Annotated in this window: 8 protein-coding genes; 3 read left to right on the forward strand and 5 right to left on the reverse strand. The window is 52.2% G+C overall.

All coding sequences use genetic code 11. The features are described from left to right. Positions 1-610: 610 nt before the first annotated feature. Both BLS87_RS30385 and BLS87_RS30390 read left to right on the forward strand, forming a co-directional pair. On the forward strand, positions 611-1,675 hold the full coding sequence (locus tag BLS87_RS30385; RefSeq protein ID WP_074758674.1) for a DNA-binding protein: 1,065 nt from the start codon (positions 611-613) through the stop codon (positions 1,673-1,675). 117 nt (positions 1,676-1,792) lie between these two features. Continuing rightward, on the forward strand, positions 1,793-2,248 hold the full coding sequence (locus tag BLS87_RS30390; protein ID WP_074758676.1) for a hypothetical protein: 456 nt from the start codon (positions 1,793-1,795) through the stop codon (positions 2,246-2,248). Positions 2,249-2,319: 71 nt separating this feature from the next. Here BLS87_RS30390 and BLS87_RS33975 read toward each other — a convergent pair whose 3' ends face one another. The 3 genes from BLS87_RS33975 to BLS87_RS30405 all read right to left on the reverse strand — a co-directional run bounded on the left by BLS87_RS33975 (position 2,320) and on the right by BLS87_RS30405 (position 8,500). Next, on the reverse strand, positions 2,320-4,839 hold the full coding sequence (locus tag BLS87_RS33975; protein WP_074758678.1) for an HD domain-containing protein: 2,520 nt from the start codon (positions 4,837-4,839) through the stop codon (positions 2,320-2,322). Next, on the reverse strand, positions 4,836-7,400 hold the full coding sequence (locus tag BLS87_RS30400) for a DNA topoisomerase (RefSeq protein ID WP_083370803.1): 2,565 nt from the start codon (positions 7,398-7,400) through the stop codon (positions 4,836-4,838). Before BLS87_RS30400 ends, BLS87_RS33975 begins: the two co-directional genes overlap by 4 nt. 125 nt (positions 7,401-7,525) lie before the next feature. Next, positions 7,526-8,500: a hypothetical protein gene (locus tag BLS87_RS30405; protein WP_074758680.1), complete on the reverse strand. Its 975-nt coding sequence runs from the start codon at positions 8,498-8,500 to the stop codon at positions 7,526-7,528. A gap of 291 nt (positions 8,501-8,791) precedes the next feature. On the opposite strand from BLS87_RS30405, the gene BLS87_RS34815 reads away from it, so the two are divergent. Continuing rightward, the gene (locus tag BLS87_RS34815; RefSeq protein WP_244165925.1) at positions 8,792-9,604 is read left to right on the forward strand and encodes an XRE family transcriptional regulator; all 813 of its coding nucleotides are present in this window, start codon (positions 8,792-8,794) and stop codon (positions 9,602-9,604) included. Positions 9,605-9,657: 53 nt separating this feature from the next. Here BLS87_RS34815 and BLS87_RS30420 read toward each other — a convergent pair whose 3' ends face one another. Beyond that, positions 9,658-10,779, reverse strand: a complete 1,122-nt coding sequence (locus tag BLS87_RS30420; RefSeq protein ID WP_074758686.1) for a DUF3150 domain-containing protein — start codon at positions 10,777-10,779, stop codon at positions 9,658-9,660. Between the two features lie 132 nt (positions 10,780-10,911). After that, positions 10,912-11,970: an AAA family ATPase gene (locus tag BLS87_RS30425; RefSeq protein ID WP_083370804.1), complete on the reverse strand. Its 1,059-nt coding sequence runs from the start codon at positions 11,968-11,970 to the stop codon at positions 10,912-10,914. Positions 11,971-12,382: the final 412 nt, after the last annotated feature.

The raw sequence follows: 12,382 nt of genomic DNA on the forward strand, positions 1-12,382 counted from the left end.
AAAATGTGCGTGCTCAGTGTCCGCAGTGGCGAAAAGATTTGGCGTAGAAGCGGGATTTCCACTTGTCTTTACGCTGAGGCATTCATCGTTCAAGGCGATCGTGTGTAAAGCAGTCCTGTGCCCGAGAAGCGTACGAATAGCCTGTGACCTGGTAGGACAAATGGAATGCCGGCGAACGGCTGGGATTCAATGCCGCTTTGACAGGAAGTAACTCGTGAACCAGCGCAGGGAAAAATCATGCGCTCTAGAAGTTAGTTCCGACCATGTCGCCGAATACCGCGGATGGCAGCTGTCAGCAATTCAGTTCTCAGAATGCAGACGATTTGGTGCCGGGAGCTGCTGATTGGTGGGGAAATGTCTTGACCTCCAGCGCAAGTAATTTCGACGGATATGTTGATTTCACCAGCTTTCGCACGCATAGAAAAATCCGCCGCTTTCGCAGCTACTGCTAAGGGGGGGGGTAAAAAAACGGCCGATAAGCTGGGCTAAAAAATTTGTGATAACAGTCAGTTTTCACAATGTTGCATATTTTCCGTACGATATTGGATAGGAATCCTATTTTTTGAAAATGTGCTAACCTCGCCCGAATCTCCATTTTTGGGTTTCAACCATGAGCCTCGATCCACTGAATACTGTTGTACATCCTGTGAATAGTGTAGGCACTCGTGAGCTCGTGCACAGATACGCCGACGAGCTGCTAGGCAACGGCATGGAAGTACGCCAGTCAGAAATACTGGCAATGATCTATGCGCGTAACGATCGAAAGGCTTCTCCCAATCTTGTGAACGACGAAATCAAAAAATTTTGGATGGAGACAGGGCCGAAGCTGAATGCACGACTTCGTAGGCCGGGCGTACCCGATTCGGTGGTGGCTCGCTTTGAGGAGGTCTGGGACATCGCGCTGAAAGCTGCTGGTGACTCACACGCGATAGAGCTGCAAGCGTTTCAGAAAGCTACCCGGGACGCTGAAGTGAATTGCCGCAATGCCCAGGAGAGTGAAAAGAAAGCTATCGAGCAGTTCAACGATCGGCTCTCTGAGGTCGAGGGTCTTCGTGCAGACAAGATCCAGCTCTCGGAACAACTGGCCTCTCACGAAGCAGAACGACGAAACCTTCAAAAGCAGGTTGAGGATTTAAACTTAAAGGTCGTTGAGCTCACTGCGTCGAAGCATGAAGAGCTTCAGCGGATGACAGAATTTCACCAATCCGCCGTCGACGCCCATAAGCAGGAGAGGCAAGAGCAACAGCTTCGGTATGAGGCTCTCTCCGAAAAAGCCGACCAAGCCCGAATAGCAGCAGAACAAGTGCGGGAGGAACTCAAAAAAGAGGCCGAGGAAAATCTGATCGGCAGGGAAAACCATCTCATGCGCGAAACGGCTCGGATGCGTGATGAGTTGAACAAAAATATGGATGAACTGAGCAAGAAGCTCAAAGGTGCTGAATCAGAAGTTGAGGCGCTCCGGATTCAGCGCTCGAATGCGAGTGAAGATGCAGCTGCCGCGAAAGGACGGCTTGCGGAAACTGAGAGGACCGTAGCGCGTTTGGAAGCTTCACTTGCACAGCAGCACGATCAAAACCGTGCTCTTCAGGATGCTTTGATGGAAAGCTTGCGGAGCATCAAGTCCGGGGGCAACGAGTCTGCTGAATCGCCACGCCTGACGACGGACAAAAAGTAATGTCAGCTGTATTGACAAATTGTCAATTGTCTGAATTTATTTCGCGTGAGGGGTTGAATTGCTGGATGAGCTGATGCTAACTTGTTGATGCAGCACCATTAATCCAAGGAAAAAGCAATGATCGAGAGATTCAGGAATACCACGTCAACCAGCGAAAACGCACGCCCCCTCCATCAAGGGTTTGCTGAGAAGAGCTTCAGGAAAGTGATTTTTTTTGCAACCGCGGATTCTGGCGGTTCCGAAAAAGATGGGGCGCACACGAACTGGCCACTGATTTCGGTTTATTCGGAAGATGAGGCTGGCAAATGCACTGTTTATGACGGTGTGTTCATGACGGCCGTCCGGGACCGTTTCAGTGAGGTTTGCGACCTGCTCGATGCTGCGGTGTTGCAATCCCACTGCAAAGTATATTTTGGGTCTGAACACTTGGATTTCACTTCTAGCATGCTGCCCGCTGCCGCCGCTCGATTGATGCTTCAACAGCCTCAGTTGAGATTGGACGAGAGTTCAAGAGGGCAATATTTCAAACTGCTGAGCCCCTACTTGACCGAGACTCAACTCAAATCAATGTGATCGTGTCTCCCTGGTCGGCCGATAAGACCAGGGAGACATGGTCATGATCAATCAACCTTACCCTCGCCGAATTACAGATCCAGCACGAGCGGTGCAACTGGAACGCCGACCATCAAGCAGCCTGGCTTCGCTTCGACAGTGGGCAGTTTCTCAGATTTGATCAGTGCATTAACGTCCAGATTTTCGTCGAAAAGCTTCATATCGGATTCCAGCAAGTAATCGAATCCATCCCGAGTTCCGCAAATTGGGATTTCATGGGCGTCTACTGCCTTACGTATCCGCTCCATCTGATTAATCGACTTCTTCTTTTTCCTCAATGGCGCAAACGCTGTGAAATCTTGCGTGGCTTGCTCAAGGGCGCGCAGCGCTGCGGCTTCGGCTGCCGGACTTTTCTTGCGGATGGCCTGTGCGTCAGGATCTGGAATAGCAATCGCAACGGGTTTCGGTGACTCGGGTGCGGTGAGATCACTAGCCTTCGGATCGCTGATCGATACAGGCGAATCTGCCGGCTGTTGGTATGGCATAGTGGACCCAGAGTCGATATCGAGCCCTTCTTCGAACCCATCAAATGCATCATCAAGAGCATCAGACGCAGTCTCACCGGAGAAAGCACTGAATTCGTCAGACTCGTCGATCTGGTCCTCTGTGCGATTCATCTCTGTACTGAGCGCCTGGAGATCTTCATCCAGCAGGTCATCATCGTTAAAGCTGTCGGTCAGTTCTTTAGCCGGCACACCTGGATCGGATGGAAGATCTGCATCAGATGAAGAAGGTGATTCAGGCGCCAGTGAGACTGTCGGTGCAGGTGCAGGTGCAGGTGCAGGTGCAGGCACAGGCACAGGCACAGGCACAGGCACAGGCACAGGCACAGGCACAGGCACAATCGGAGTGTCTGCGGATGGGAGGAGCGTCGGCGAGGTGACTTGTGCAACGGGAACAGCCACATTTGGCTCATTCGAAGCTGGAGCTGGATCGGGAGACGCGACCGCAACCACGGTGTCTGCTGATCTTTTTGCGATCTGTTTGCCGGCGATAGTTGCTTTGCCTGCAATCTCATCTCCGAACCCACGGGCGATCAGTGCACGAAGGGTATCAGTCTCTGTGATGCCGAGATTGTGAGTGAAAAGCGGGCGCTCAATATCCAGCTTCGTAGTCATATTTGGCAGGCCACTCAACGCCGCCAACTCTGGCGTGGTCGCCACCGGGCGAATGATGATGCAGGGCTCCCACGTTGTTAAATGCGCACCTGTCTGAGGGTTTCTGAATGCCACTGAATACATGGGAAAGAAACGGCTCATGTCTGCCTGATTGTGTGCTGAGTACAGCACGCCCTTCTCTTGGAGAGTGGTGACCAGGTTCAGCGTCATCCGATACCGGCCATCACCCTCCTCCAGCGACCATCCCATTCTTGCGAGAACGAGCATCCGCAGATCTTTTTCTTTGATAACGATAAGCCCGTCGTGCTTCTGGGCGATTTTGAGCGTCGAATCTCTGGCCTGATCACCAGTACCATTCACACGACCAAACTCCGTAATGATGTCGACGAAACAGTGATAGATCGAGCTCGACTCTTCCTCAGAGATTTCCTGTTCAGTCAGGGTTTCGGTAATGCTCGATTCAGCCATACCGGTTTTTTTGTCTGCCAGGATCAGAAACTCCATCAACGCGGTCATCCGATCGTCCAGACTCAGGCTGTTTCGATCCACGGGGAATCTGCTCGGGTGATGGTAATGAGCAATTACCAGGTTCACCGTTGTTCGATCTCTCGGGGGCAAGGACCAATATTCTGGAAATCGCGCCAGAATCCGAGCGCCCAGGGCATCGTGTGAAATTCGGTTGTCATCCTGAGGTGTCAGCGCTCCGCCTTCCTCTTTAGTGATGACGCTTCCATCCGCTGCCAGGACATAAGCCTCAAGCTTTCCTATGTCATGAGCCAGCGCGAGAATCGGGATGAGGGGATCGGCAGAGTCAAAGACATATTCCTTGTTTTTGAGGTCGATGATTTTGAATTTAGGCTTCCCCCTCGCCTTCACATAAACGCCTTCGAAAACGTACGCAGGCGCATCCTGTAAAGCTGTTGCCGTTACCGCGAGGCAGTGCTGCCACAGACGCCGGTTGCCATGCCCACCGCGACGATGTGAGGCGGGAAAATGCGAGTACGCCGAATAGGTATCCCATATTGCCCAGAAAAGTTTCACATGCGCCGGCCACGCCTTCTGGTTATTTTCCAGCCACGACAAGATTTTCTCGTTTTCTATCGGAAGGCGCTTCGATTCACTCTCTACCCGCTTTAATGCCTTAACCGGCACAGGGACGGCTCCAAGGGTTGATCGTGCTCCGTTGTGGTCAGTGCCGCCTTTCCCCTTATAGAGCCTGTTCATCGCAGTTATACGAGCGAACCAGATGAACCAGATCCCAATGATCAGCCCCGACACCACGCCCAAAACCCAGTGGGTTATGGTGAAAGCCACGAAAGCCCAATTGTCGATGAACATAAGTGGTGAACCGCCGAAAGCCCAGGCAGTGAGGATTAGCCACCAGAAGCCGAACACAACGACGGTTGCGCGGATGATCTTGTTACTGGCATTCATAGAAAAGCCTCGCTAGAGCTGGAGCATGCTTCACCAGTTCGCTCGCTATCTACTGAGGGAACAGCCTCGTCCGCATTCACCTTGGGTATCGGAGTACCGTCGCGGTCCTTCAAAGTGTTGTTGCAGCCACCCCCACCCTTAACGAAGCCGCTGCACCCCCAGAAAGGCGATTTGTCCGCATTGCGCAGATACATGGCCTTACCACAGACATCGCAGGGAAAAGACTTTGGACGCTCGACGGGGTCGCCCTTAAGGTCATTCATGGTGTGCTTGCAGTTTTCTCGATCTGCGCATCCCCAGAAATATCCCTTAGTAGATTTGATCCTCCGCATCGGGCCATTGCACTTCGTGCAGGACACCACGTTGCCTTTGGAGTCAGTGGTGTTGGCTGTGGGATCGTAATAAAACTCAACCTTCCCATCGTCCAATAGACGTAGGCCGGCATCGAATTTTTTGTTGTTCTTCTTGGGGTTTACGAAGCCCTTCAAGCCCAATACAAGCTTATCGCGAACCAGGGTTTCGCCCTCAGAAACCTTCAACTGTCGTTTCAAAATGTCCCGCCAGATTGAAAAGCCACACTGTTGCTCGCAGGCGAATGTTCTGGACTGGACCTCAACTGCACCACCGCACTGAGGACATGGCGCCTGCAATTTTTTCACCGCAACGCCGGCATATTTGCCTTTGATGATATCCAGAATTTGTGTGGTGAGTTCGGCAAGCTCGGTCTTGAAGACCTGGCGACTGTATTGGCCTTTCTCCATCAGCCGAAGCTTGTACTCCCACTCCCCGGTCAGCGCAGGAGACGTCAACGCTTCGATTCCGTTGTCCATCAGGAACCTAACGACGGTCATACCTTTAGGGCTCGGAGCAAGGTACTTCTTGTCCTGGATGAGATAAGGCTCTTTCTTCTTTCCCGATTTATCAGTGGTTGCCAGGAGTGATTCGATTATTTTGGCACGAGTTACGGGCGTCCCCAGGCCTCTCTCCTTCATCGCCTCCCTGAGATCTTCTTCTTCCACAAGTCGACCAGCAGTTTCCATAGCGCCAAGAAGCGTGTCCTCTGTAAATCTCACTGGAGGTTTCGTGTTGAGTCTTTTCAGCTCGATACCGCGAGGAGTCACTGTTTCCCCTTCAACGTACATTGCCAATGCTTTCTTGTCGTCGCTATCAGCATCCTTGACCGTGTCATCATCAACAATGGTGCTTCCGTACACTGCCATCCACCCTGGTGTGATGAGTACACGGCCTGTGGTTCTGAACATCTCTTCAGCGACGGTAGTAATACGTTCGGTCACTGCGTACTCGGCTGGCGGATGAAATACCGCGAGGAAACGCTTCACGATCATGTCGTACAGAGTTTGAACGTCTGGCTCCAAGGTCCCTGCGACCGTACCGGTTGGTATGATTGCAGAGTGGTCTGACACTTTCGTGGAGTCGAATATCTTCTTATTAGGTTTCACCCACCCACCGTCGAGTATGCGCTGCGCATGTTCTGAGTAGGGAGTGCCGGTAAATGACGCCACTGTTTTCCGTGCATCCTCAACAGCGTCGTCCGGGAGATACGCCGAGTCGGTCCTTGGATACGTGGTCAGGCTGAGATTGAGATAGAGCTTCTGAGCCAGCTCTTCGGTATAGATCCCAGAAAAACCATGCTTTCGGTTGGCATCACGTTGAAGCCCTGTCAGGTCATACAGTTGACCTGGGCCCTTAAGCGCGGGCTTGGTGTCATCTACTACGCTGCTGGGCTCGACATTTGTACACTTGTTAATGATCGAATCGGCAACAGCCCGATCAAACACTCGATAAGGTTGGTGATCGTTCTTGTTCGAGTCCCCTTCCGGTGGTCTCGGCGCCATCCACTTCCCTATGTACTCACCAGCAGCTACTCCAAATTTGGCATGGACCTCCCAGTAGGGGACGGGGCGGAACATCAAAATATCCAACTCCAGCAGGCAAACAATCACGAGCACCGGAGTTTGCACGCGACCAAGCGGGAACGTCTCAGCTTTGGCGGTCATGCGTTCGTAAAGGCGAGTTATTCCCCGGCTTGCGTTGATACCTACAATGTAATCGCCTTCGCTTCGTATCTCTGCCGCCGCAGCGAGATCATCATATTCGGAGCCTGGGCGCATGTTGGCGTATGCCGACCGTACTGCCTCATCAACGGTTGAGCGCATCCATAACCGCAGCATTTGTTTCTCGCAGCCAGCCATCCTGTAGATGAGTCGGAAGATGAGTTCCCCCTCCCGGCCGGCGTCACACGCATTGGCTACTTTCGTGACGTCGGGACGCTCCATGAGCTGCTTGAGGACGCTGTAAAACTGTGACTTCTTCTCGATCACCTTCAAATCGAATTTGTCCGGAATGATAGGAAGACTGCTGATATCCCGGCCGGCCTTGGCCATTTGCTCTGAGTACTGTTCCACGAGGTGGCCTGCCGCCGGAGCAAGAATCGCATTGTCGCTTTCGAGCCACGATCCAACCTTGCGAAAACCGCCGATAGCCTTTGCGATCAAGACCGCAACCGTATTTTTCTCGGTGATGATGAGTGTTTTGCCCATTACAGCTCATGCCTTCTGTTCTATTTGCTGATGCCACATTCGAGTGGGGCCAGAGAAACAAAAAAGCCATCGGCTCCTGTAGCGGATCTCGATGGCTGATTTGATTGGACAGTGGGTGCAGCTAACTACGCACCCGGTTGATCTGCCTGCTGCTGGTTCTCGCCGAATGCCGAAGCAAACAAAGCTGAACGATTTTCATCGACCTTTTCAGGCGCTGATTGAGAGCCATGTCCCCTGAACAGTTCATGCGCCCAGCTAGGAACGATTTTGATATGGCCGGAATCTGGTGCTACAGGGACGGGCATATCCTTAGCCTGGATAAAAGGATGCTTCGAGACTTCCGCGAGCCCTGAAACTGGGTCTGGCATCGAGATGACTTTCACATCCACACGGTACTCGCCGTTTACCAAGATGGGCATACCGCGAGCGAGCTTTTCAGCTAATGGTTGAAGGTTCCGGCCATACCAGCGCACAGGTACAGATGCGTCCGAGTCTTTCGACTGGCGGATCAAAACTACGAGGCGATCGTTGATCGGTGTTCCATCAACTGGGTGTTTGCGGTTTCGCTCCAAGGATTTGGCTTGGATGAAGCCGGCGATCTTGATCTGGTTGGAGGCGTTCTTGTTGAGCTCCATTGTTCGCCAGTCGAATGAATCGCGACGCTCGTCATTGTTGGCGCTAGGGAGCTGGCTGAGCGCCTCAACAGATGGAGGTGTTTGCGACTCAGTTGCTGCGGCATGTACAGCCACACTCCATTTCTTCATGAAGTCGTCGCGAAAACGTTCGCCCAGATGCATGAAGTTTGGCGCTTCAAAACGGATGCTTTTGACGCGTGCAATACGGTTTTCGCCGTCCAACATCCCTTCAGTATGAACGTACGCCATGACGAGGTCCCACTCCTTGATCTCTCGCGGAATTGGCGACTTTTTCGGGTCGTAGTGGATGGGTAGCATGTGGTTTTCAGACTTGGTTTGCTGGATATAGCAAATGCCGTTGACTGGGTCATTCTTGCGAAGGACGCCAGCGATGTAGCCCGAATTGAGCATTCCGTTTGGATAGGAGTAGGAGTCCGGATTGCGCTTAGCGTCCTGGGGCAGCATGGAGGAACCTCGTGGTGGTGAAAGTGGTCTATGCATCGAGAATACGCAACACGTACCAATAATACAACCCGTATTCCGTTGGTGTCTAGGTGTTGGGCCGACCTCTCATGCGCCCGAATTTAGGCGAAATGGTCATCAAAGGGTCTCTTGTCACGCTGGAACAAGAGATTGAAAGGATTGTTGTTAACTGTGTAGAATCAATTTTTATTCGTTCTGCATTTTTCCTGCTTTATTATTACCAGGGGTGTCCCTAAATCCTCTTGGACGCCGCAACCAAACTGGAGCTTCAATATGGCCAAAGCTAGCGACAAACCCGAAAGCGCACCGACGGGAAGTCGGGCTAAAGCTTCTCCTAAGACAACCGCTAAGAAGCCTCCCGCGAAGACTGGGACGGCTGCTAAAGCGCCGGCTAACGCTCCTGCTAAAGCGCCGGCTAACGCTCCTGCTAAAGCGGTTGCTAAAACGCCCGCGGCGTCAGCTAAACCTCGCGTTAGTGCCAAACCTAAAGCGGCACCGGCTGCGCCAGCTGCAACAACGAGAGCCCCCCGAAAGGCATCGTCGAGTAAGGTGCAAGAGGAAACGTCTTTGGCAGATACTCCCTTGCAGAACCACCTTGGTGAGGATGAGTCAGCGAACTCCCGAAACACCATGGAAGGTTCTCGGCTGATCAAACTGATCAAAAAAGTGATTGTCGATCGCGGCCTGCAAGACCGTAGCATTGCAGACGTTATGGGGATCACGGTGATCTACTGGAATTCCCTCGCGAATGGGAACCGGAAGATCAAATCGCTGGGTAAAGATAAATTCCAGATGATCGCCGATTTCCTCGGTCTGCCTTTGATCCAGGTGTACAACCTTGCCGACTTCTTCACCCCTGAAGACTTCCTCTACAAGAAAGATCTGGATGAGCAATTGTGGTTGTCCATTGCCAAAATGGGTGAGGACCCTCAGTGGGCCGGGTATGTCCCGACAGCTGAAAACTGGCAACTGACCCCCCTGCCCGTACGCCTGACAATGGTGCTGCTGTATGAGCAGTTGGCGCAAAAACAGTTGCTAGCGAAAGCTGAGATTGAAGTACCGCAGATCAAGCATCCAAAAAGATAGATTCCCGGTACAAACAAAGAAGCCCCAATCAGTGATTGGGGCTTTTTTTATGGTTAGAAAATGAAGGCGCCTGATCCAGGTTGTGCCTGAGACAGTGCGTTCTGCTCAACTGCTTGTTGGGTTGATGGTTCTTCAATAAAGAAGGGGTTTGGCTCCTCAGAGATTGCCTTTGTTGGAAGCGGTGGAACCATCGAGGTAGGCTCGACGATTGTAACTGCTTGATCATCGTCATCTGGCGGTACGGAATCAGAAGCGGATTCGTTCCCAAAAAAAACGCTCGCCCCAGATACATCTTGAGGATCAGATTCCTCTGCAACATCTAGAGGGTCGAATTCGGTGGCGTGATCCCCCAAAATTTTCTCCGGATCCATGCAGAACGAAAGCAAGCTGGACACCTGGATGAACGCGACACCTTCGATATTTTGACCCATGGGTACAGCGGCCAATACCGTGCCGCAGATATTTGCCAGATTCTCGAATTTGCTTGAAAGCACAGTCATGGCCTCAGCTTTGTCTTGAACCCGCCGGATAAGCCCCAGAACGCGAGTAGTAGTCTTGCCTGAACCCTGACGGGACCAAGACTTTCTGACGTCCTCAGCGATCTCTTGAGCCGCCTGTCCAACCAAACCCTTCACTTCTTTTTGCAACGCGTCTTCTTCACCAAAATAGCTGGTGTGGCTGATGCGAATGGCAGAGGTGTCGAAGGACAGAGCTTTATCCAGAACCGATCTTTGCGGAGCGTGCTGGCGGATGAGGTCAGCACGAGATTTCCCTCCTTGAGTTGATGCTCCAGCGTTTGCAGGGGCCCGAGCCCAATTTTCGACCAGATCAGGCAGCTCGTTGAGAAAAGTTTGTTTCTCAGCTAGATACTTCGCTTTGATACCGTTCAACACCTGGGCCAGTTCCGCAGCATGCGCTGTTGGAACGAAGTAGCCTCGCACCCGGTTATTGACCCGCCGGGAGACGCCTACCTTCATGATTTCGCGTTTGGCTTCAGCTCGGTATTTGCTCACCCACGCGAACGTTCCCGTCGGAAGCATCTTGCCGACCTCGCGGATGAAGTCGTCGCCATCTACCGTTTTTTCCCCCGTGCTACCACCCACGATGAAGTCAAACAAAACCACATCCTGAAGAATGCTGATGCCCGAGCTGTCTACGTTTTTAATGGTGCTCATGTCTACTCTCCTGAAAATTCAAAAAGAGGTCCCTTGCGAAGACCCAGTGACAGGAGATGGCGCACAGAAACCAATAAACGCAGTCGAAAAAAAACCCCAGCGATGCTGGGGTTTGGATGTTGCATTGAGTTCCTATCCGACGATGGTCGACCAGGTCGACAGAATCGCATCGGCTTCGTCCTTGGGAGCGAAGTCCAGCACTGTCGTTCGAAGCGCCAGAATGGCCGCTTCTTCGGGAGTTTTTCGCATCATTACCAAAAGCTTGAAATTCATGCCCCAGTTCAGGACATTCCGGGTTGTGATAGTGAATTGAAACGCCATGCCACCTGAACCGGCATCCTCGTTTAAGCCAATGAAGTTTGCTCGGATCTTAGCCGCGAGTGTCGTCATGGCGGTAGCCATCACTGCCGGCACCTTGGCTTCGGTTTCAAGAAGCTTTGCTTCGCGAGATTGGTCCATATACGTCACGTACATGACATTGAATCTGTCCATGCTGGCGAAGTTCATTTTCTTGGTGCCTTTATAGATCGCTGCGCTACCTCCGTTACCTCCAGCTGAGCCTCTGCCGTTGGTGTTGCCTGTTGCGATGATCAAACACCCAGGAGCAATGGTGATTCGTTCGCCAGTTTGGTCAAGCACGATGGGTTTACCATCGAGAATTCCATTCAGGCCCATTTGAACCTGCGGATGAAGCTGGTCAAATTCATCCAGAAGCAGGATTGAATTGGGCTGGCGTGCCCACTGACAAACCTTTCCGTAAATCCACTTCATTCCGTCAGGGCCACACAGCTTCCAGCTACCGAACATATCCGAAACAGTGGTTTCTTCGGAGCATTGCAAGGAGAAAACTGATCGGCCGGTGCGAGCTGCAAAAGCCTCGGCGAGCATCGTTTTACCGCACCCGGAAGGGCCAAAAATGTACATAGCACGTTTCATTTTTGCCCCGAACATGTCTTGGGGAAGCCCGGCCGAAGCCGCCCAAAGGATCAACCTGGTGAGATCATCCTCACCAAAGTCGAAGGTCGTAACAGGTGGGGTATGCTCGGTTGATTGAAAGATCTTAGTTTGCATCGCCGCGAAAAACGGCGACGACGTGTTGAACACCTCATTAGCAGGCTTTTGCGCGATCGGATTAAGTGTGTCGACGTGTGTTTGAGCATCAGTGGTGTTGATGTTTTCAAGAACGGTCATGAGAAATTCCTCGTTGGCAATGGACGGCCTCTTGCGAAGGCCTGGTACGAGGAGATGCGTTACACGGAAGGTGAAGGCGAAAAAAAACCGGACTCAGAGAGTCCGGTTTGTGTGGGTTTGAGATGTCAGAAAATCCCCTGCTTTAGCGCTCCAAATACCGCGGAGGCGAGTTCGCTATCTGATAGTGCTACGCCGCTTGCCATGCCAGCGTCCAGATACTGCTGGTGGTAACTGGAGCCGATGAGGACAAAACGAACCTCAACACCGAAGCTTGCGGCCTCATCTACAGCTGCTTTCAAAACCAGGCTGTCACCTGGTGTTGCCGCTGACCGAAAACTGACCCAGTAGAGGCTGTTCTGCCGACTGAAAACTGACCCAGGTGTTCAACTGCTTCTGCTCACTTTTTGAGCAG

The organism is Pseudomonas abietaniphila (assembly GCF_900100795.1).
GTDB lineage: Bacteria > Pseudomonadota > Gammaproteobacteria > Pseudomonadales > Pseudomonadaceae > Aquipseudomonas > Aquipseudomonas abietaniphila.